General features: G+C 58.4%; 18 protein-coding genes and 1 pseudogene. 12 read left to right on the plus strand and 7 right to left on the minus strand.

Going from position 1 to position 20,478, the window contains the following annotated elements; translation table 11 throughout:
• Positions 1-327 precede the first annotated feature (327 nt).
• Positions 328-2,766, plus strand: a complete 2,439-nt coding sequence (locus C1N56_RS05130) for a glucose/quinate/shikimate family membrane-bound PQQ-dependent dehydrogenase (protein ID WP_021506565.1) — start codon at positions 328-330, stop codon at positions 2,764-2,766.
• 86 nt (positions 2,767-2,852) lie between these two features.
• On the opposite strand, the gene C1N56_RS05135 is transcribed toward C1N56_RS05130, so the two are convergent.
• From C1N56_RS05135 to xseA, 4 genes are all read right to left on the minus strand, one after another.
• Positions 2,853-3,035 carry a con-10 family general stress protein gene (locus tag C1N56_RS05135; RefSeq protein ID WP_071813581.1) on the minus strand — a complete coding sequence of 61 codons (183 nt, stop codon included), beginning with the start codon at positions 3,033-3,035 and terminating at the stop codon, positions 2,853-2,855.
• 102 nt (positions 3,036-3,137) lie between these two features.
• On the minus strand, positions 3,138-3,467 hold the full coding sequence (locus C1N56_RS05140; protein ID WP_021314501.1) for a protealysin inhibitor emfourin: 330 nt from the start codon (positions 3,465-3,467) through the stop codon (positions 3,138-3,140).
• Complete coding sequence (locus C1N56_RS05145) at positions 3,464-4,477, minus strand: M4 family metallopeptidase (protein ID WP_104188672.1); 1,014 nt, start codon at positions 4,475-4,477, stop codon at positions 3,464-3,466. Before C1N56_RS05145 ends, C1N56_RS05140 begins: the two co-directional genes overlap by 4 nt.
• A gap of 125 nt (positions 4,478-4,602) precedes the next feature.
• On the minus strand, positions 4,603-5,970 hold the full coding sequence (gene xseA, locus C1N56_RS05150; protein ID WP_058770878.1) for an exodeoxyribonuclease VII large subunit: 1,368 nt from the start codon (positions 5,968-5,970) through the stop codon (positions 4,603-4,605).
• A gap of 168 nt (positions 5,971-6,138) precedes the next feature.
• On the opposite strand from xseA, the gene guaB reads away from it, so the two are divergent.
• The 4 genes and pseudogenes from guaB (at position 6,139) to C1N56_RS05170 (ending at position 11,534) form a co-directional block, all read left to right on the plus strand.
• Positions 6,139-7,605, plus strand: coding sequence for an IMP dehydrogenase (gene guaB, locus C1N56_RS05155; RefSeq protein WP_021506568.1), 1,467 nt, complete (start codon positions 6,139-6,141; stop codon positions 7,603-7,605).
• Between the two features lie 72 nt (positions 7,606-7,677).
• On the plus strand, positions 7,678-9,258 hold the full coding sequence (gene guaA / locus C1N56_RS05160; RefSeq protein WP_021506569.1) for a glutamine-hydrolyzing GMP synthase: 1,581 nt from the start codon (positions 7,678-7,680) through the stop codon (positions 9,256-9,258).
• 303 nt (positions 9,259-9,561) lie between these two features.
• Positions 9,562-9,678 (plus strand): annotated as a pseudogene (locus C1N56_RS05165) (DUF4102 domain-containing protein); the annotation flags it as partial.
• Between the two features lie 86 nt (positions 9,679-9,764).
• Positions 9,765-11,534, plus strand: coding sequence for a hypothetical protein (locus C1N56_RS05170; protein ID WP_394517202.1), 1,770 nt, complete (start codon positions 9,765-9,767; stop codon positions 11,532-11,534).
• Positions 11,535-12,036: 502 nt separating this feature from the next.
• Here C1N56_RS05170 and C1N56_RS05175 read toward each other — a convergent pair.
• Positions 12,037-12,948 (minus strand): LysR family transcriptional regulator, encoded by a 912-nt coding sequence (locus C1N56_RS05175; protein WP_211725369.1) that lies wholly within the window; start codon positions 12,946-12,948, stop codon positions 12,037-12,039.
• 95 nt (positions 12,949-13,043) lie between these two features.
• Between C1N56_RS05175 and C1N56_RS05180 the strand changes: the two genes are divergently transcribed.
• From C1N56_RS05180 to C1N56_RS05190, 3 genes are all read left to right on the plus strand, one after another.
• Positions 13,044-13,487, plus strand: a complete 444-nt coding sequence (locus C1N56_RS05180; protein WP_127834436.1) for an ester cyclase — start codon at positions 13,044-13,046, stop codon at positions 13,485-13,487.
• 20 nt (positions 13,488-13,507) lie between these two features.
• Complete coding sequence (locus C1N56_RS05185; RefSeq protein WP_338670876.1) at positions 13,508-14,428, plus strand: NADP-dependent oxidoreductase; 921 nt, start codon at positions 13,508-13,510, stop codon at positions 14,426-14,428.
• Positions 14,429-14,553: 125 nt separating this feature from the next.
• On the plus strand, positions 14,554-14,922 hold the full coding sequence (locus C1N56_RS05190; RefSeq protein WP_394517203.1) for a hypothetical protein: 369 nt from the start codon (positions 14,554-14,556) through the stop codon (positions 14,920-14,922).
• Positions 14,923-14,928: 6 nt separating this feature from the next.
• Here the strand turns inward: C1N56_RS05190 and C1N56_RS05195 are convergent, their stop codons facing one another.
• Positions 14,929-15,837: a LysR family transcriptional regulator gene (locus tag C1N56_RS05195; protein WP_136546898.1), complete on the minus strand. Its 909-nt coding sequence runs from the start codon at positions 15,835-15,837 to the stop codon at positions 14,929-14,931.
• Between the two features lie 140 nt (positions 15,838-15,977).
• On the opposite strand from C1N56_RS05195, the gene C1N56_RS05200 reads away from it, so the two are divergent.
• From C1N56_RS05200 to C1N56_RS05215, 4 genes are all read left to right on the plus strand, one after another.
• A complete protein-coding gene (locus C1N56_RS05200; RefSeq protein ID WP_394517204.1) occupies positions 15,978-17,294 on the plus strand; it encodes an amidohydrolase family protein in 1,317 nt (438 codons plus the stop codon).
• Between the two features lie 53 nt (positions 17,295-17,347).
• On the plus strand, positions 17,348-18,535 hold the full coding sequence (locus C1N56_RS05205; protein ID WP_072208956.1) for an arabinose transporter: 1,188 nt from the start codon (positions 17,348-17,350) through the stop codon (positions 18,533-18,535).
• A 10-nt stretch (positions 18,536-18,545) separates the two neighbouring features.
• Positions 18,546-19,310, plus strand: coding sequence for an SDR family NAD(P)-dependent oxidoreductase (locus tag C1N56_RS05210; RefSeq protein WP_315658760.1), 765 nt, complete (start codon positions 18,546-18,548; stop codon positions 19,308-19,310).
• 123 nt (positions 19,311-19,433) lie between these two features.
• Positions 19,434-20,210 carry a DUF3750 domain-containing protein gene (locus C1N56_RS05215; protein ID WP_021506578.1) on the plus strand — a complete coding sequence of 259 codons (777 nt, stop codon included), beginning with the start codon at positions 19,434-19,436 and terminating at the stop codon, positions 20,208-20,210.
• Positions 20,211-20,264: 54 nt separating this feature from the next.
• Here the strand turns inward: C1N56_RS05215 and C1N56_RS05220 are convergent, their stop codons facing one another.
• On the minus strand, positions 20,265-20,444 hold the full coding sequence (locus C1N56_RS05220; protein ID WP_010617609.1) for a hypothetical protein: 180 nt from the start codon (positions 20,442-20,444) through the stop codon (positions 20,265-20,267).
• Positions 20,445-20,478: the final 34 nt, after the last annotated feature.

The raw sequence follows: 20,478 nt of genomic DNA on the forward strand, positions 1-20,478 counted from the left end.
GGTTGCGATAGCGCGAAGTGGCGCTGGCTGCTCGCTTCGCGCTACGTTTGTAGCAAAAATGCTATTGCCCAGTAACTACCGCGTTATGGATGTTCACTTTTAATTGTACCGGATGGTACAATCCTGCCCGCCTTGTGGCGAATGCCAGCGAATGTTGTTCCTGCGGCCTCGCTCACAAGCGCTGCATAACGGGCGTAGCTCCCGTACCAACAGATATAAAATAAAGCGTAACGGATCACTTCCTGTCCCTGCTCAGTCAGGAAGACATTGACCGGCTGCTCCCGCATTCCGGCCGCCACGCGTTATTTTTTCAGGAGAGTTTGTGTTATGGCAGAAAATTCCGCTCGTCCCGGTAAAGGGTTGAGTCTCTGGTCCGTGTTATTCGGGCTGGTCCTGCTGGCGATCGGCCTGTTCTTCGCGATCGGTGGCGGTAAACTGGTGGCCCTGGGCGGCAGCTGGTACTTCCTCATTGCCGGTATCGTCATGTTACTATCGGCGATTCAGTTCTTTCGCCGTAAATCCTCGGCGGTTACGCTGTTCATTCTGGTCTTCGCCGGTACGCTGATCTGGGCGCTGTACGATGCTGGCTGGCAGTTCTGGCCGCTGGTGTCGCGCCTGATGGTGCCGGCCGGCCTGATGGTGCTGGCATTTATTACCTGGCCGGCGCTGCGTAAGCGTGAAGGCAAGGCCTCGCTGGCGAAGCTTTCATATGCGCTGTCAGCGGTGATTGCCGTTGGTATGGTGGTCACCTTTGTCCAGATGTTCCAGCCGCATCCGACTGTGGCTTTCACCGGCAAGCAGCTGCCGCTGATCCCGGTAGATAAAAGCAAACCGCAGCAGGACTGGAGCAGCTACGGCCGTACGCCGCAGGGCGACCGTTTTGCCGCTATCGACCAGATTACCCGCGACAACGTGAAAGACTTGCAGGTTGCCTGGACGTTCCATACCGGCGACACGCCGATCAGCCCGACCGGTAACGGTGCAGAAGATCAGGAAACGCCACTGCAGGTGGGTAACACCCTGTATCTGTGTACGCCGCACAACAACGTGATTGCGGTGGAAGCCGACAGCGGTAAGCAGATCTGGAAGCGCGAAATCAATGCGCAGGCGCAGGTGTGGAACCGCTGCCGTGGTCTGGCGTACTTTGATGCCACCAAACCGGTACAGCAGCCAACGCAGCCGGGCTCCACGCCGGTGCCAGCGGTAACGCTGGCGGCGGGCGATAGCTGCCAGCGTCGCATCCTGATGAACACCATCGATGCGCGTCTGATTGCCATCAACGCCGATAACGGCGAGCTGTGTGAAAACTTCGGTAACCACGGCGTGGTCGATCTGAAGCAAGGTCTTGGCAGCGCGCCGGACCCGCAGTATCAGCTGACCTCGCCGCCGCAGGTAGCGGGCACCACGGTCGTGGTGGGCGGTCGCGTCGCGGATAACGTCCAGACAGACATGCCTGGCGGCGTTCTGCGTGGCTTCGACGTCATCACCGGCCAGATGCGCTGGGCATTTGACCCGGGCAATGAAGATCCGAATGCCGTGCTGATGCCGGGTCAGGATTACACCCGCAGCACGCCAAACTCATGGGCGCCAATCTCTTACGATCCGGCGATGAACACCGTGTTCCTGCCGATGGGCAGCTCGTCGGTGGACCTGTGGGGTGCCAACCGTACCGCGCTGGATCACAAATATGGCGCGTCGGTGCTGGCGCTGGACGCGACCACCGGTAAAGAGAAGTGGGTGTATCAGACGGTCCACAATGACCTGTGGGACTTCGACCTGCCAATGCAGCCGAGCCTGGTGGACTTCCCGATGAAGGACGGCACCACCAAACCTGCGGTGGTGATCGGCGGGAAAACCGGCATGATCTGGGTGCTGGATCGCCTGACCGGCAAGCCTTTGACCAAAGTTGAAGAGCTGCCGATGCCGCAGGGCCATATCCCGAACGAGCAGTACACCAAAACTCAGCCGCACTCGGTAGAAATGCCAAACATTGGCAATCAGAAACTGACCGAGTCAGACATGTGGGGCGCCACGCCGTTTGACCAGCTGGCTTGCCGTATTGCCTTTAAAGGCATGCGTTATGACGGCCTGTTCACCGTGCCGGACACCGATGTTTCGCTCAGCTTCCCGGGCTCGCTCGGTGGCATGAACTGGGGCAGCATCTCGTTCGATCCGAACAACCAGTACATGTTCGTCAACGATATGCGCCTTGGCCTGTGGGTGCAGATGATTCCGCAGGACACCACCAAATCGGCTGCCAGCAACGGCGGTGAAGCCATCAACACCGGCATGGGTGCGGTACCGCTGAAAGGCACGCCGTACGCAGTAAACAAAAACCGCTTCATGTCGCCGCTGGGCATTCCATGCCAGGCACCGCCGTTCGGTACGCTGTCGGCCATCGACATGAAGACCCGTCAGATTGTGTGGCAGGTGCCGGTGGGTACGGTGCAGGATACCGGTCCGTTTGGTATCAAAATGCATGCGCAGATGCCGGTCGGTATGCCGACGCTGGGCGGTACGCTGGCAACGCAGGGCGGTCTGGTATTTATTGCCGGCACCCAGGATTACTACCTGCGCGCCTTCGACAGCTCAACCGGTAAAGAAGTGTGGAAAGCACGTCTGCCGGTGGGCAGCCAGGGCGGACCAATCAGCTATGTTTCGCCGAAAACCGGCAAACAGTACATCCTGATCTCCGCAGGCGGTGCGCGTCAGTCGCCGGATCGCGGTGATTACGTGATTGCTTACGCGCTGCCCGACAGCAAGTAAGCCGCAGTAAAAGAAAGGCCGACATCATGATGTCGGCCTTTTTTATTAACCTTCCGTGGCGTACTCCTTCCTGTAAGGATCCTTACTTACTTCTGCTTAGAGGGGCGACGGCTTTTTTGACCTCCTTTTCTTCCAGCTTCCCTGGCTCTCTCAGGATCGTTCCTGAAATTGCCCCCACTGACTTTGCCGCCCGCGCTACCGGCTTCCCTGGCGCGCTCCGGGTCCTCTGCAAAGTTCCCGGCACCGCCTCGTTGCTTGGTTTGTGTCATAGCAGAGACCTCATCTAAGGGTATTTTCTTTGATGTGGACTAGCTAGCCACGTTATCCAGTATAGTCAGTTAGTTACGGCGATGCTGTGGGAACTGTCTAAGTTATTCTTCGCCGTCGCGCCACAGCGCCTGCAGTTCAGGAGGCGCAACGTTTTCCGGAATCAGAATCACAATCGTTCCGGCTTCGCGATGAGTCGCGTAGCTAATCTGGATACGGAAATAGCGCTGGTCGCCGCGCCCGATGCTGGCGGCCTGTTCCTCCGGCTCGCCGAGCGGCAGCGCCTGCTCCAGTACGTTGCACACGCGCTGCTTCTGCGGTTCCGGCAGCTGCGCCAGCGCAAATCGCCGCTCGCTGCGCAGGCCGGGGATAAATGCAATGCCGCCTTCACGCGCCAGCTCAATGATGGCGTCATCGGTCAGCTGAATATTCACCTTACACCTACCTCGTGCCACGCGGACTGGATCGCCTGTGCCACCGTATTATCAAAACGTTTTGCGGCATGCTGTACGGTAAAGCGCGCAAAGGTGCTGAAGTCGGCATCCTGCGGCAATTCCTTATCGCACAGCGTGTCGTACCATGCCTGACCGGCCCGTTCCCAGGCAAAGCCGCCCAGCGCGGTCGCCGCCAGATAGAAGGCGCGATTAGGAATGCCGGAGTTAAGATGCACGCCGCCGTTGTCTTCGCGCGTGTCGATATAGTGATCCATATCGGCAGGCTGCGGATCTTTGCCGAGCAGCGGATCGTCATAGGCGGTACCGGGCGCGGACATCGAGCGCAGGCCGCTGCCCTTAATACCCGCCGCCAGCAGCCCTTCGCCGATGATCCAGTCGGCCTGATCGGCGCTTTGCCTGAGGTGATACTGCTTCACCAGCGAGCCAAACACATCGGACATCGATTCGTTGAGCGCACCCGCCTGCTGGAAGTAAATCAGCCCGGCTTCGGTTTCGGTCACGCCGTGCGTCAGCTCGTGCGCGACCACATCGATGGCAATGGTAAAGCGATTGAAGATCTCACCGTCGCCGTCGCCAAATACCATCTGCTGGCCATTCCAGAAGGCGTTCTGGTACTCCTTGCCGTAATGCACGGTGCCATCCAGTTTCAGGCCTTTGTTGTCCAGCGAGTTGCGCTGATAGATCTGCCAGTAGAAATCATAGGTGATGCCGAGATAGTTCCACGCTTCGTCGGCGGCGACGTCACCGTTACCGGGCTGGCCTTCCTCACGGATCAGGGTGCCGGGCAGATTTTGCGTATTACCCGCATCGTAGATAGCACGCAAAACACTGCCGGGCTGCGCGGTGCTGGCTGCGCTGGCGGTGTGAGGATGTTCCGCCATCAGCTGTTGCACGTGGGTGAGGGTGCGCCGCGCGTAATCCTGCTGTGCGCCGGAACAGTTATCGATGATGTTTCGCAGAATGTACGGAGGAATAACGCTGTAAGGCATGTCGGACTCCCTGACGGATGGATATGTCAGAAAGTATAGACCCGCTTATCAATCGCGCGCCGCTGCGTCTGCAGTACGCGCGATTTACGGGGGGTTATCAACCATTTATGCGGCTGAAAAGATTATCACGCCTTACGGCTGCGCGTCTTCTGTGGTTGTAACGCCGTCACCTGACTCTCCACCCAGCCATCATCCAGCCGGGTACGCAGCAGATCGCCGGTATGCAGCTGACGGGTCTTTTTCACCACCTGGCCCTGAGCATCGGTGGTGACGCTAAAGCCGCGCGCCAGCGTCGCCAGCGGACTCACGCCTTCCAGCTGTGCTGCCAGGGTACCAAAACGCTGCCGGCTGTGATTGAGCTGTTTTTCCATGCCCTGCTGCAGCCGGTAGTGCCACTGCTGTAACTGCTGCTGAGCGCGCAGAATACGTCCCTGCGGCTGCTGGGATTGCAGGCGCTGCAGCAGGCGATCCTGCTGGCGATGCGCCAGGCGCAGCCGCTGGTCGGCCGCTTCCTGCAGACGACGCTGCAGCTGGATCAGCGTGGTTTGCTGGCGTGCCAGGCGCAGCTGCGGATGCTGCTGTTGCAGACGATGCTGCAGCCGGGTGAAGCGGCGCTGCTGCTGCGCCACGTAATAGTCCATCGCCATCTCCATGCGCTGCTGCTGAGACTGCAAACGGCGCAGCAGCTCGATCTGGTTGCGGCTCACCAGTTCGGCAGCGGCAGAAGGCGTCGGCGCGCGCAGATCGGCAACAAAGTCGGCGATGGTCACATCGGTTTCATGCCCAACGGCGCTGACGATTGGCAGGCGGCTGGCAAAGATGGCCCGCGCCACGCGCTCGTCGTTAAAACTCCACAGATCTTCCAGTGAACCGCCGCCGCGCCCGACGATCAGCACGTCGCACTCGTCACGCTGGTTGGCCAGCTCGATGGCGCGCACGATGGCGGCGGGCGCATCAACGCCTTGCACTGCGGTCGGATAGATCACCACCGGCAGCGAGGGATCACGGCGATGCAGCACGCGCAGCACATCGTGCAATGCCGCGCCGGTGGCGGAGGTGATCACACCCACCTGGCGCGCCGGCTCCGGCAGCGGCTGTTTAAACTGCTGGTCGAACAGCCCCTCCGCCGCCAGCCGGGCTTTCAGCTGCTCAAACTGTTGCTGCAGCAGCCCTTCACCGGCCGGATGCATGCTTTCGATAATCAGCTGATAGTCGCCGCGCGGCTCATACAGCGTGATGCTGGCACGCACCAGCACCTGCTGACCGTGCTGCGGGCGAAAGCTGACGCGTCGATTGCTGTTGCGGAACATGGCACAGCGCACCTGCGCGCCATCGTCCTTCAGAGTGAAGTACCAGTGACCGGAAGCGGGCTGAGTGAAATTGGAAATTTCAGCGCTGAGCCACACCAGGCCCATCTCATTTTCCAGCAGTTGGCGCACCGTGGTGTTCAGGCGGCTGACAGTAAAAATATTGGCGGTTGGCGGTAGCGACATGTGATGAGGATCAAATTTCAAATCAGAGGGTTAATCAACCGATACTACATGCCTGCCCCGGAGGATCAAGACTTTTTCCGAAAAAACACTGGAGGCAACCGATTTCGGCCTGTATAATGCCGCGGCAATATTTTATCTGTTTTAAACGCCCCAGGTGGAGATATTGCAATGTTAAGAATCGCGAAAGAAGCCCTCACATTTGACGACGTCCTGCTCGTTCCCGCTCACTCCACTGTTTTACCCAACACGGCCGATCTCAGCACCCAGCTGACCAAAAACATCCGTCTCAACATTCCTATGCTGTCTGCAGCGATGGACACCGTAACCGAAGCCGGTCTGGCGATTGCGCTGGCGCAGGAAGGCGGTCTGGGCTTTATCCACAAAAACATGTCGATTGAGCGCCAGGCGGATGAAGTTCGCAAGGTGAAAAAACACGAAAGCGGCGTCGTAACGGAGCCACAGACCGTGCTGCCAACTACCACGCTGGCCGAGGTGAAAGAGCTGACCGAACGTAACGGCTTCGCCGGTTACCCGGTGGTCAACGCCGACAACGAGCTGGTGGGCATCATTACCGGTCGTGACGTGCGCTTCGTGACCGATATGACGCTGCCGGTGACCGCGGTCATGACGCCGAAAGAGCGCCTGGTGACGGTGAAAGAGGGTGAAGCGCGTGAAGTCGTGCTGCAGAAAATGCACGAAAAACGCGTCGAGAAAGCGCTGGTTGTTGACGACAGCTTCCACCTGCTGGGCATGATTACCGTTAAAGATTTCCAGAAAGCCGAGCGTAAACCTAACGCCTGTAAAGATGCGCAGGGTCGTCTGCGCGTCGGTGCCGCAGTGGGTGCCGGTGCCGGCAACGAAGAGCGCGTTGATGCGCTGGTCGCTGCGGGCGTTGACGTACTGCTGATCGACTCCTCGCACGGCCATTCCGAAGGCGTGCTGCAGCGTATCCGTGAAACCCGCGCAAAATATCCAGACCTCGAAATCATCGGCGGCAACGTGGCGACCGGTGCAGGCGCACTGGCGCTGGCTAACGCGGGCGTGAGCGCGGTGAAAGTGGGCATCGGCCCGGGCTCCATCTGTACTACCCGTATCGTTACCGGCGTTGGCGTACCGCAGATCACGGCAGTATCCGACGCGGTTGAAGCGCTGGAAGGTACCGGTATTCCGGTCATCGCTGACGGCGGTATCCGTTTCTCTGGTGATATCGCCAAAGCCATCGCTGCGGGTGCGTCGGCGGTAATGGTTGGCTCCATGCTGGCCGGTACCGAAGAATCACCGGGCGAAATTGAGCTCTACCAGGGCCGTGCGTTCAAATCCTACCGCGGTATGGGTTCACTGGGCGCGATGTCCAAAGGCTCGTCTGACCGTTACTTCCAGAGCGATAACGCCGCCGACAAACTGGTGCCGGAAGGTATCGAAGGGCGCGTTGCCTATAAAGGCCGCCTGAAAGAGATCGTGCACCAGCAGATGGGCGGCCTGCGCTCCTGCATGGGCCTGACCGGTTGCCCGACCATCGACGATCTGCGCACCAAAGCCGAGTTCGTGCGCATCAGCGGCGCCGGGATCAACGAAAGCCACGTGCACGATGTGACCATTACCAAAGAGTCACCGAACTACCGCATGGGTTCATAATCCCGTAAGATTTCCCGCCCGGCTCCAGCCGGGCGCTTTTATTATTAAGTCCATCCCAATGGAAACGCCTCAATGACGACTGAAAATATTCATAAACATCGTATTTTGATCCTCGATTTTGGTTCTCAGTATACGCAGCTGGTCGCGCGCCGCGTGCGTGAGCTGGGCGTCTACTGCGAACTCTGGGCGTGGGATGTCACCGAAGAGCAAATCCGCCAGTTCAACCCGAACGGCATCATCCTGTCCGGTGGTCCGGAAAGCACCACCGAGCACAACAGCCCGCGCGCGCCGGAATATGTGTTCAACGCTGGTGTGCCGGTGCTGGGCGTGTGCTACGGCATGCAGACCATGGCGATGCAGCTGGGCGGTAAGGTTGAAGGCTCGAACGAGCGTGAATTTGGTTACGCGCAGGTTGAAGTGACAACCCCGAGCGCGCTGGTGCGTGATATCGAAGATGCCATCAGCGCGGCGGGCAAACCGCTGCTCGACGTGTGGATGAGCCACGGTGACAAAGTCACGGCGATCCCGGCAGACTTCGTGACGGTTGCCAGTACCGAAAGCTGCCCGTTTGCCATCATGGCCAACGAAGAGAAGCGTTTCTACGGCGTGCAGTTCCACCCGGAAGTGACGCACACCCGTCAGGGCCTGCGCATGCTGGAGCGTTTTGTGCGCGACATCTGCGGCTGTGAAGCGCTGTGGACGCCAGCCAAAATCATCGAAGATGCGGTAGAGCGCATCCGTGAGCAGGTGGGTGAAGACCGTGTGATTCTCGGCCTGTCCGGCGGCGTGGACTCGTCCGTGACCGCGATGCTGCTGCACCGCGCGATTGGCGAGCGCCTGACCTGTGTGTTCGTCGATAACGGACTGCTGCGTCTGAATGAAGCTGAGCAGGTGATGGACATGTTCGGCGACCACTTTGGTCTGAACATCGTGCACGTTGCGGCAGAAGGGCGCTTCCTCGACGCGCTGGCGGGCGAGAACGATCCGGAAGCCAAACGTAAAATCATCGGCCGCGTGTTCGTGGAAGTGTTTGACGAAGAAGCACTGAAGCTGACCGACGTGAAATGGCTGGCGCAGGGCACCATCTATCCGGACGTGATTGAGTCGGCGGCTTCAGCTACCGGTAAAGCGCACGTAATCAAATCGCACCACAACGTGGGCGGTCTGCCGAAAGAGATGAAGATGGGCCTGGTTGAGCCGCTGAAAGAGCTGTTCAAAGATGAAGTGCGTAAAATCGGTCTGGAACTCGGCCTGCCTTACGACATGCTGTACCGCCATCCCTTCCCGGGCCCGGGTCTGGGCGTGCGCGTACTGGGTGAAGTGAAGAAAGAGTACTGCGACCTGCTACGCCGTGCCGATGCCATCTTTATCGAAGAGCTGCGTAAAGCGGATCTGTACAACAAAGTCAGCCAGGCCTTTACCGTGTTCCTGCCGGTGCGCTCCGTCGGCGTGATGGGCGATGGCCGTAAATACGACTGGGTGGTTTCCCTGCGTGCTGTCGAAACCATCGACTTCATGACGGCCCACTGGGCGCACCTGCCGTACGACTTCCTCGGCCGCGTCTCCAACCGTATCATTAATGAGGTTAATGGCATCTCAAGGGTAGTCTACGATATTTCAGGTAAACCGCCCGCGACGATTGAGTGGGAGTAATCCCGCGTCCGGCATAGACCGGCACCAAAGAGCATTAAAACACTCCTAAGCCCGCGTAAATGCGGGCTTTTTGCGTTTTCGACCTTGCACTATCTGGCAAGTTTTCGCATCGCCAGGCACCACGATTTTTATGGCATGGTGGATGGTACGATCTGACCCTAATGCCATGCTTGGCACTTAATAACATCGCTCCTAGCCAGAAAGGCATGGTATCTATTTAAATTAATATATTGATACATAGTATTTTTATTTGTTTGATGCGATGAGGGGTGAGCATGGTGTTTTAAAGGAAACCCGACCCCGCTGACCGATACCAAGCGGCGTAACATCAAGCCGAAAGACAAGCTCTACAAAGTGAACGACCGTGACGGCCTCTATGTAACCATCACGCTTGCGGGGTCGATTTCATTCCGCTACAACTAATCGATCCACGGCAGGCAGGAGACTATCGAGCAATGGCCATTGCTTAATTCCAGCATGCTGTCATGAATAAAGGAAATTCGACCATGAGTGAAGAGTGGATTCTCCAAGCAAAGGAAACCCGCAGGGTATTTTCTAACGCGGCATGGGTTCCTTTGAGAGCGTCAGTTGAGAACAAGAAAGGGGATCTAAAAGAAGTAGGCTATGTCAGTGAATATTTCGGCTGTGGCTCTGTTGCATTCCCGGCAGAGCATCGCCAGCTAGTTGAGGAACGTCTTGGATGGAGCGACATAGGCATTGGGCGCACAGTCGTGCCTTATGCATACGAAGATGGATATTATGCGTCTATTGACCAATATCAATACAATGATAAAGAGCCAATAGGTGTCAATCTAGTTTATGAACACCCACAACCTGTTGTTGGTGGTAGAAAATGGATACTTAGCCCTGATTTGGTGGTTGCGCTGCATTTGGTCAAAGAGGGGGACAACTGGGTCAGGCCTGAAGAAAATTTCGTTGTGGTAGCTCGCGAGACAGTGAGTAAAGATGGCGAGTATCGTCAGATAGAAATAAAAAGAGAATTTTTACTCGACTATCTAGCGGCCAGAAATCTGTCGCTTCGCCTTTCATACTACCGACAGAGGGTAGAAAATGTCCCCATATTTGAGGACAGCGCATATTCAAATTTGCAACCTCACAGTGAGGAAAGAGATAACGGTAAATTCACCCTAATCGTTCGCAAGCTTGATGACGTCTTTGGGGGAAGCTGGGCAATGTTTCGAGCATGGCGAACGGACGTAGATAAGGATGAAGACGCCCCTGTGATGGGCCCTGAGAATGACTCGAATACTGACTATGAAAGTTCAAACGGGCATCGTGGGGGATATAAAGGTGTACGGGTAGAGGGGGAGTTTTGGCGTGAGGAATGGATAGACCACCAATCAAAAAGCCTACGCGTTCGTGGAGATGCAGATCCGAATCTCCCGCAATTCATTGTGGAAACCGATGGAACGCGAATGAGATCAGCAGATCTTGATAACGAGGACATAGGCCGCTGGCTATGGTTTCGAGTCAGCGTCGTGAATGAGCTTCTCAATAGTCGAGGATTTAAGTTGGCGTGGTACACGGCTGAAACTGGAGCTATTAATTCCACATCAGGATATAAAACGCATTTCGGAATAAACAGTTCGGATCTTATCACCGTATATGCTCATGACATCGCACGACTAGCCTCATGGGAGCAGCATGTTTGGGCGGGGCATAATGTAGCTCCTGAAGGGAAGGTTTCAAGTGAGCTGCTAGACGCTCAGGTGAGGGCGAAACCGGCATCCACATATGCGGTTGAAGAAATGTTTTTTGGAAGCATGAGGCTTTTGGAAGAGGGCTTCAGGGATAAATACGAAATATCGCTATTCACCCATGATATTGATGACATCGAATTAGGGCAGCAAATATCTAGGTTTACAAGCAAAGACAGAGCGACCTTACTCAGATTAGCCAAGGACATCATTCGCGTATTCTCGGACAGGCTCAACGTAACCGAGCTACGCAAGCTTTCTTCACACCAAGATAAAGCCAAGCTCGGCTCAAACAAGTTACTCCAAAGTATTTTGGCTGAGAAAATTGGAGACGACAAAGCCAAGAGTGTGTTTGCTGAGATTGCCGGTGCTTATGATATGCGAGTTGGAGATGCACACCCTACAGGCTCAAAGATATCAGACGCGATCAAGCTCGCGGGCATCGATGAAGAAGGCTCGCCATTGCGGCAGGGAGAGCAACTCATTCACAACGTTGGGCGATCGATTTGGCACATAGGAAAATTCTTATTCGGCGAGACTGATGAGCCGGACGAGTAGCAATGACTGCTTGTGACCGGCTTCTGTCAGTTCTGAAAAGCGGTACTGCCAGAAATGGACGGATTTTAGTGGCCTGAGCAGTCTATTCTGCAAGCTGAGGGCATCCATGAATTATGGGTGATTGAAGAAAGACCAAAGTTACGGCGAGGCAATGGTCGAGCTTTTCTAGGCCGATCCATCTTATATGGCGGAATGTGTCCAGGATGGTAGCACGGATGAGTTATCTATCTTGGTGAGGCAACTATCGGTAGCGTTTGCCGCGGGAGAGGTTAATTCGACTTTTTGAATTTACTGGGTAGGGTATTTCTCATGGTGTTTAGATTTTTTCTTGTATTCATTCCTTGCCTTATAAATGTTTTAATTTTCTATTTATGATGGAGTGGGAGTAACTCCCACTCAGCCAACCACCAGCACCTTAAGCCTCAAAGCCCGCGTAACAGCGGGCTTTTTTATCCTGCCATCTTTCGCATCGCCCGATCAGCGCAGAATTCAGATACAGCGCCTACAGCCGCGCCGCCTGTTGTTCAATAAATTCCCTGAACCACTGCTGGGCGGGATGCGCGTCGCTGCGCCGGTGCCAGATCAGGTTGAACACCATTTCGGGCAACGACAGCGGGGGAGGGAACAGTACCAGCTGGCGACTGGCCTGCGCATGCAGCGCCACGCGCTTCATCACGGTCGCCGTCATGTGGGTTTGCGCCACGATAGACGGCACCGTAAACATCTGCTGGACCGTCAGCCCCAGTCGGCGCTTTTTACCTTGCTGCGCCAGCACCTGATCAACCAGGCCGTACAGTTCACCTTCCGGCGAGACCAGAATATGCGGCAGCGCCAGGTAGCTCTCCATGTCCATGCCGCGTCTGGCCGCCGGATGGTTGCTGGCAACGATGGTGACGAATTCGTCGCGCAATACCGGCCGGGAGATGATGCGGCTATCGCTGTGCGTAGGCATGACGCCGATGGCGACATCAATCGCGCCGGCATCTAACAAATCGACCGCGTGATCGCGGTTGGTAAACGCCTGCACATTCAATGACACGCCGGGGGCGGCGTCCTGTAGCGCCTGCATTAACGAAGGCAGCAACACGAAAGCCGGATACTCCGACACGCCCAGTTTGAAGTTTATTTGCGCTTTTTCCGCTGCAAATACGGGCTTTGCCACCAGCGTCGCTTCGAGCTGGCGCAACGCCCCGGCGATGGGGCCGGACAGATCGCGCGCACGCGCAGTCGGCAATAAACCCTCCGCGCTGCGCATGAACAGCGGGTCACCGAACAGGGTGCGTAACCGTGACAAAGCGGCGCTCATCGCCGGCTGGCTGACGCCCACCTGGGTTGCCGCCCGCGTGACGTTGCGCTCGTTCATCAGCGCGTCAAAAGCCACTAACAGATTAAGATCGATGCCATGAAAATCCATACGGCAAATAATCACTCATATTGAATATTTGTTGGACGAATTGTAGGGCGCTGCGCAAAATTCCACAACCGACCCCCACCTGAAAGTGAATAACGATGAATCCAGCAGCAGAATACGTACAACGGCTCAAAATTGAACGGCAGGCGGTAGAGACGCTCTATCAGGCCTTCAGCGACAACAACCCCGATCTGGTCGATAGCGTGCTGGCACCGTCATGGGAAGACATTCCGCTGGCGCCAGGGCAAGTTGCCGGACCGGAAGGCATCAAGCCGATCATTCGCATGCTGGCGCAGGCTTTTCCGGACGTGCAGATCGTGGTGCATGACATGATTCAGGAACCTGGCCGCATCGCGGCGCGGGCGGAAATCAGCGGCACCCATCTCGGCGAAATTTTCGGTATCGCGCCGACTGGTAAGAAAGTGAGCTTCCGTCTGCATGAGTTCCATGCGCTGGAGGACGGCCGTCTGATCACCACCTGGCACATGGAGGATTGGTTTGGCCTGTTCCTCCAGCTTGGCCAGTTTCCGCCACAAGCCTGAATCAGACCGGAGAGTTGATAATGAAAGCAGCATTGATTGATACGTTTGGCACCGCCGATGTGCTGACGATTGGCGAACGTCAACTTCGCGCCGCCAGTCCGGATGAGGTGACGGTGCAGGTTGAAGCGGCGAGCGTTAATCCGCTGGATGTGAAAATCATCTCAGGGCACATGCAGCAGGTTTTCCCGGTGGATCTGCCTTACGTGCCGGGCATGGATTTCTGCGGCGTGATTACGGCAGCTGGCGAGCGCGTGAGCCATTTAAACGTGGGCGATCGCGTATTCGGGCGCACGCCACCGGGTGCAGGCGGGGCTTTTGCCCAAAGCCTGGTAATCGCCGCCGATGACGTATGCCTTGTCCCGGCAGCGATGAGCGCCGAACAGGCCGCGGCGCTGCCTACCGCGTTTGGCTCCGCGCAGCAGGCGCTGTTCGATGTGGGCCAGCTGCAGCGTGGCGAGCGCGTGCTGATTCACGCCGCAGCGGGTGGCGTCGGCAGCATGGCGGTTCAGCTGGCGCATCAGGCGGGCGCTTATGTCATCGCCACGGCGTCGGCGAAAAACCACGCGCTGGTGACCAGTCTGGGTGCCGATGAGGTGATTGACTACCGCACGCAGGACTTTGCAGCAACGCGCGATATCGACCTGGTGATAGACAGCGTCGGCGGCGAAACGCTGAGCCGCTCCTGGTCCGTGCTGCGCGCCGGCGGGCGCATTGCCACGCTGGTGGAGTTCGGCATCACGCCTGCCAGCGGCCATCACGGCGAGTTTGTCTTCTTCGCCAGCGCGACGCCGTATCTTGCCCGGGCGAGCGGCCTGTTCCAGGCCGGGCAGTTACAGGTCATCACCGACGCTATCTTTTCGCTGGATGATGCGCGCTCCGCGCTGGAGAAGGTGGCGACCGGCCATGCACGCGGCAAAGTGATTATCCGCGCCAACCCTTAACGCCTGGCGTCATGTCGCAGTAAAAATGCGCCCGCTACCCCGCGGGCGTTTGTTTACCGGTTTGTCGCAGGGGATAAGGATATGTTAATAATCTGGCGTTAACGGCAGAGGCTTCAGGAGGAAACGTGCTGTTTAATTTCAGAGCCGCGGGCAAGCGCGCACCACCTGGCAAACGCTCGCTGACATCCATCATCATTCTCTATCTTGCGATGCTGTGCGGTACGGCTTTTCTCGCGTTTCTGCCGCTGATCTGCGCGATGGGCGCCGGATATGTCGCCAGTCTGGCAGGCTGCAAGCTGGACGAAGGCAACGTGCATCCCTGTTACATCCTGGGAGAAGATCGCGGCCAGTTGCTGTATGAATTAGGCGTCATGGGCTGGTTCCTGCTCGGCACCATTCCCCTGGGTGGGATACTGTTGTTACTCGCGACGCTCACCTTCATCGTTCAGCTGGTGGGCTATTATCGGCAAACACGCGCTGAGGATAATCGGTAATTTGCGTCAGCTCTGTTCCGCACAAATCTCCAGGCAAAAACCGAGAAATGCCTCCACCGCCGCCGGGGCCAGACGGCGCGAAGGCCGGGTGATAAACAGCGGATAGGTTTCGTCAGGCCAGTCGGGGAAAAGTTCGACCAGTTCACCGCTGGCGATCAGATGTTGCACGCTCAGCGCCAGCACCTGGGCTACGCCGGCACCGCCGACGCACGCCTGTACCATTAAATCCGGATCGGTGGTGGTCAGATGGCCGTGGGTGGCGACCGTCAGCCGCTGCGTGCCACGATGAAACTCCCAGCTAAAGGGCTTATTGCTGCGCGGATCGATGTATTGCAGACAATTGTGCTCAGTCAGCTGCTGCGGCTGCGTCGGGCGACCACAGCGTGCCAGATAGTCCGGGGCGGCCACCGTCAGGACGCGCGTTTGTAACAGCAGGCGTGAGGTCATGGTGGACGGCGGCTGTGGCCCGAAACGCACCGCCACATCAATACCTTCTGCCACCAGATCGCCCACATCGGGCTGCTGCAAAATCGTCAGTTCCAGATGCGGATAACGGGCACGCAGCAGCGGCAGCTTTGCCGCCAGCACATAGCGGGAAAACAGCGGATTGAGGCTCACGCGCAGCGTACCGCGCACCGTCACGGCGGCGCCGGAGACGTAGTTTGCTGCTTCTTCAATCCCTTCCAGATGCGGCGCCGCCCGCTCATACAGGCTGGCACCTTCGCTGGTGAGATGCAGGGTGCGGGTGGTGCGATCCAGCAGGCGCACGCCGAGACGCTGTTCCAGTCGTGAAATCGCCCGGCTGACGCCCGAGGCGGACAACCCCAGCACTTCACCGGCGCGGCTGAAGCTGCCAGCTTCAACCACGGCTGCCAGCACGCTCATGCCGGATAATAGTCGGCCATCAAAACTCATCCTGTTCTCCATCTTTGATTTTTAGCAAAGATCATTTTCCTGAGCCTACCTTTATCAAAAATGCGCTGCAACTTATTGTGTGCTCCGAAACGCGACCGGCACTGACCGCCGGATTCCTGATCCCTTTTGAGGAGAATGTTATGACTGTACGGCGCACCCTTTTTAAAGGCGGCACTATCCTGACGCTGGACGCCAGCGTGCCCGACCTCGTCTGTGGCGATGTGCTGATTGAGGACGAGCGTATTGCCGCCGTGGGGGAAAACCTTTCCGCCGATGATGCGCAGGTGATTGATGCCCGCGGCCATATCGTGATGCCGGGCCTGGTGGATGCGCATCACCATATGTGGCTGGGCGCGATGCGCCGCCTGATGCCCAACGTTGACGACCTGTTTGTCTATATCGATGTGGTGGCAGAAACGCTCGGCGCGCACTACCGTCCGCTGGATATGTACCTCAGCACCCGGCTGACGGCGCTGGCTTGCCTGGATGCCGGCATCACCACGGTGATTGATGCCTGCCACAGTTCACGCAGTCCGGCGCATACCGATGCGGCGCTCGACGCGCTGCAGGAGAGCGGGATTCGTGCGCTGCACATGGTTGGCGCAGCAATGGATAAGCAGGCTTCCAGCGATCATCTGCCGGGCGATCTGGCCCGTCTCGCCAGCCGCTGGAACCAAGCCGGCAGTCGCGTGCAGGTTGGCCTGTTTGGCCAGCTCAATCTGGCGTGGTGGCGCGTGGCGCGCGAGCTGGATATGCGCATTCTCACTGAGTTTATTGGTGACCTGGCGCAGCTGCCGGCGGAGTTTGCCGAAGCCGGCTTGCTGGGTCCGCACAACATTTTCAACCACTGTACGCGCGTACCGGCGCACACCTGGCAGCAGCTGGCGGACGCGGGCGTCAACATTACCGTGAATCCGCGTTCGGATGCGCTGTTTGGTTTCGACGACGACAGCTTTGCCTGGCAGCAGGCGGTCGATCGCGGAATGACGCCGGCGCTCGGTATCGATCTCGATACCGCCTTCGGCAGCGATCTGTTCGGTGAAATGCAGGCGCTGTTTAACCAGCAGCGCTCAGCGATGCGCTATCGCCGCTTCCGGGGCGAAAGCGACGTACCGGCACCGATTAGCGTGGAAGCCGTACTGCAGTCGGCAACGATCAATGGCGCGCGTGCGGCCGGGCTGGAGCAGCAAACGGGCACGCTCACGCCAGGTAAACAGGCTGACGTTATTATGCTGCGCACCGATGGTATCGGCGTTTTCCCGCTGACCAGCGTGACGGCAACGGTGGTGCAGGCGGTGCAACGCGCCGATGTTGATACCGTGATGGTGGCGGGTGAACTGCGTAAACGTCATGGTCAGTTGCTCAACGTCGATGTGGCACAGCTGAACGCGGAAATCACCGCTTCGCGCGACTATCTGCTGAATGCCAGCGGCTATCACCATCCTTTGTTTGCCTGATTTTCCGCAGCGCGGCGGCCTGCCGCGCTGTCTGTTCATTTATGGAGGCTGTTATGTCTGCATTAAGCGCGCAGGCTGAAGCTGCGCATTTGTCGCGACCGGCGACCGGCGTGATTGCCGCGCTGTTTTGCGGTTATCTGGCGGTCGGCTTGCCGCTGCCGGTAATCCCGCTGTTTATCCATCAGCATCTCGGTTTCAGCAACCTGTGGGTCGGGCTGGTGATCGGGATACAGTTTGTTGCCACCGTGCTGACGCGCGGTTACGCCGGTCAACTGACCGATCGCGTTGGCGGTAAGCGCTCGGCGCTGCAGGGCGCGGCGGTGTGTGCGCTGGCTGGCGTGCTGTACTGGCTGGCCGCGCTGCCGGGCTTTTCACCGGCGGTCAGTCTGGCGCTGGTGATTGCCGGACGGCTGGCGGCGGGTATGGGCGAAAGCCAGTTCGTCACCGGCTGCGTTGCCTGGTCAATCGCCTCGGTCGGGCCACAGCGTGCCGGTCTGTCGATGTCCTGGACCGGTATCGCCATGTTTGCTGCGCTGTCGCTCGGTGCCCCTGCCGGCATGATGCTGTATCAGCATGTCGGCTTAGCGGCGGCGATGCTGGCCTGCATCGCGGCTCCGCTGCTGGCGGCGCTCATCGCCACGGCTGCCAGCGGTTATCGCGTGGTCGGGGGAACACGTTTGCCGTTCTATCGGGTGATTGGCCGCATCTGGCGTGAAGGCTGTGGCCTGATGCTGCAGGGCGTCGGACTGGCCGGCCTGACGGCCTTCGCCTCGCTCTACTTCGCCGCGCGTCACTGGCAGCTCGCCGGCTGGGTGATGACCGCGTTTGGCGTTGGTTTTATCGCCGTGCGCCTGGTGCTGGGACATCTGCCGGATCGCATTGGTGGCTACCGCGTGGCGGCTTATTCACTGCTGGTGGAGGCGCTGGGGCAGATGCTGCTGTGGTTTGCGCCTGACGAAACGCTGGCGCTCACCGGCGCGCTGATTACCGGTCTTGGCTGTGCGCTGATCTTTCCCGCCCTCGGCGTGGAAGCGCTGAAGCGCGTGCCGCCGGCCAGTCGCGGCAGCGCCATGGGCGCGTTCGTTGCTTTTCTCGACATCGCTTATGGTATTTCCGGACCGATTGCCGGTGCCATCGCCAGCCACTTCAGCTATGCCGCCGTCTATCTGTTTGGTGCGGCCTGTGCGCTGCTCGGTGCGCTGCTGGCGCTGACATCGCGCGCCGCTTCACTTCACGCTTAAGGAGTTTTCCATGTCACGTATTTTTATTTCCGGTTCATCCACCGGCCTCGGGCTGATGGCGGCTGAACTGCTGGTTGAGCAGGGCCATCAGGTGGTGCTGCACGGACGCAACGCCGCGCGTGCCCGCGCCGCGCAGGAGGCGCTACCGCAGGCTGAAGCCGTGGTCAGCGGCGACGTGATAACCATCGCCGGTGCCCGCAGTGTGGCGCAGCAGGTTAATGCGCTCGGCAGATTTGATGCGGTGATCCACAACGTGGCGGTTGGCTATCGCGAGCCTTATCAGTTAACCGCAGATGGCCTGCCGCATCTGTTCGCCATCAACACGCTGGCACCCTATATTCTTACGGCGTTGATTGAACGGCCGCAGCGGCTGATTTACCTCAGCTCCGGCATGCATCATCATGCCGAAGCTAACCTGGATGATATTTTGTGGCGGCGGCGGCGCTGGCACGCTTCGCAGGCTTATGCTGAGAGTAAACTGCATGATGCCATACTGGCGTTTGCCATCGCCCGGCGCTGGCCGCAGGTATACAGCAACGCGCTGGAGCCAGGCTGGGTGCCGACCAAAATGGGCGGTGCCGGGGCACCCGACGATCTTGATCAGGCGCATCGTACCCAGGTGTGGTTAGCCACCGCCGATGAGGCGCGGGTCAGCGGAGAGTATTTTTATCACCGTCAGGCGCTGGCGGCTAATCCGCAGGCGCGCAATCCACGGCTGCAGCAGCAGTTGCTGGCGATATGCGCCGATATCAGTGGTATCGCCCTGCCTGACTAAGGAAAAATCAGCTGACCGGGCACCGCAACGCATTTTTTGTCCACCGCATAGTTGGTGAATACAGACGCTGCCGTTTCGGCGCATCATGGCGGGAGCGTTTTTTCACCACCGGGATGTTCATGCATGTTGCCTGTTAAAGCTGTTTTACTCTCTTTTCTCTGTGTGGTGTTACTGTCGCTGGCGGCCAGCCTGGCGCAGGCGACGCGCAGCGGTGAGTTCACCACCGAACGCGGTGGCTGGGCGACGGCGCGGCGTGATTCGGCCGGGCTGGCACCGGATCCGCAGCGCTTCGCCAGTGAGGCAATTGTGCAGGTGTATGCTGCGCCGACCTACGGCTGGAAAGGCGCGGTGGCCGTGCATCCGTGGATTATCTTTAAGCGCGCCGGAGAAACCCGCTACAACCGTTATGAGGTGATCAGCTGGGGCAGCGGCGATAAAGTGCGGCGCAACAGCAATCTGCCGGACGGCTACTGGTACGGTGCGCGTCCGCGTTTGCTGGTGTCACATCGCGGTGCGGCTGCGCAGGCGATGATCCCGCAGATTGAAGCGGCGATTCAATCCTATCCGTGGCCCAACACCTATCATGCATGGCCGGGCCCCAACAGCAACACCTTCCTCGCTCACATCGGTCGTGAAGTGCCAGCGCTGAAGCTCGATTTGCCCGCCAATGCCATCGGTAAGGATTTCCGTTCGCTGCTGCATCCGCTTGGCCTGCCGCCATCCGGGCGCGGCGTGCAGCTGTCGCTGCTCGGCGTGCTGGGCGTCACGCTGGGTGCGGAAGAGGGCGTGGAGGTGAATCTGCTGGGACTGAATCTGGGGCTGGATTTCACCCCGCTGCGTCTGCGGCTGCCGTTTATCGGCGGGGTGGGGCAGGATAATTTACAGAAGGATAAGCCCTGAGACAGCGCCGCGCCGCGACAGCATCGGTTCGCGGGCGGCGCGGGCTCGCAGCCGTTAACAGACGCCGAAATCCCCGTCTTCATGATAGAGATTGACGCTGTCGGCCTTCACCTCGATCTCTTTTTTGATCGGATCGTCAACGCGGGCGCACCACAGCGTATCGCCCGCAACGCGCAGCACCTGCATTTTTGGCCCACCGGTTTTCGCCTGCACAAAATCATCCACGTTAAACATCACTGCTCTCCAGCTGATTAGGGATCAACGCTGA

This window comes from Pantoea sp. SGAir0175 (assembly GCF_043547855.1).

Coding starts and splice junctions, on each gene's coding strand:
- C1N56_RS05130 (WP_021506565.1), top strand. CDS start 328: ATGGCAGAAAATTCCGCTCGTCCCGGTAAAGGGTTGAGTCTCTGGTCC.
- C1N56_RS05135 (WP_071813581.1), bottom strand. CDS start 3,035: ATGACACAAACCAAGCAACGAGGCGGTGCCGGGAACTTTGCAGAGGAC.
- C1N56_RS05145 (WP_104188672.1), bottom strand. CDS start 4,477: ATGCCTTACAGCGTTATTCCTCCGTACATTCTGCGAAACATCATCGAT.
- xseA (WP_058770878.1), bottom strand. CDS start 5,970: ATGTCGCTACCGCCAACCGCCAATATTTTTACTGTCAGCCGCCTGAAC.
- guaB (WP_021506568.1), top strand. CDS start 6,139: ATGTTAAGAATCGCGAAAGAAGCCCTCACATTTGACGACGTCCTGCTC.
- guaA (WP_021506569.1), top strand. CDS start 7,678: ATGACGACTGAAAATATTCATAAACATCGTATTTTGATCCTCGATTTT.
- C1N56_RS05170 (WP_394517202.1), top strand. CDS start 9,765: ATGAGTGAAGAGTGGATTCTCCAAGCAAAGGAAACCCGCAGGGTATTT.
- C1N56_RS05175 (WP_211725369.1), bottom strand. CDS start 12,948: ATGGATTTTCATGGCATCGATCTTAATCTGTTAGTGGCTTTTGACGCG.
- C1N56_RS05180 (WP_127834436.1), top strand. CDS start 13,044: ATGAATCCAGCAGCAGAATACGTACAACGGCTCAAAATTGAACGGCAG.
- C1N56_RS05185 (WP_338670876.1), top strand. CDS start 13,508: ATGAAAGCAGCATTGATTGATACGTTTGGCACCGCCGATGTGCTGACG.
- C1N56_RS05195 (WP_136546898.1), bottom strand. CDS start 15,837: ATGAGTTTTGATGGCCGACTATTATCCGGCATGAGCGTGCTGGCAGCC.
- C1N56_RS05200 (WP_394517204.1), top strand. CDS start 15,978: ATGACTGTACGGCGCACCCTTTTTAAAGGCGGCACTATCCTGACGCTG.
- C1N56_RS05205 (WP_072208956.1), top strand. CDS start 17,348: ATGTCTGCATTAAGCGCGCAGGCTGAAGCTGCGCATTTGTCGCGACCG.
- C1N56_RS05210 (WP_315658760.1), top strand. CDS start 18,546: ATGTCACGTATTTTTATTTCCGGTTCATCCACCGGCCTCGGGCTGATG.
- C1N56_RS05215 (WP_021506578.1), top strand. CDS start 19,434: ATGTTGCCTGTTAAAGCTGTTTTACTCTCTTTTCTCTGTGTGGTGTTA.
- C1N56_RS05220 (WP_010617609.1), bottom strand. CDS start 20,444: ATGTTTAACGTGGATGATTTTGTGCAGGCGAAAACCGGTGGGCCAAAA.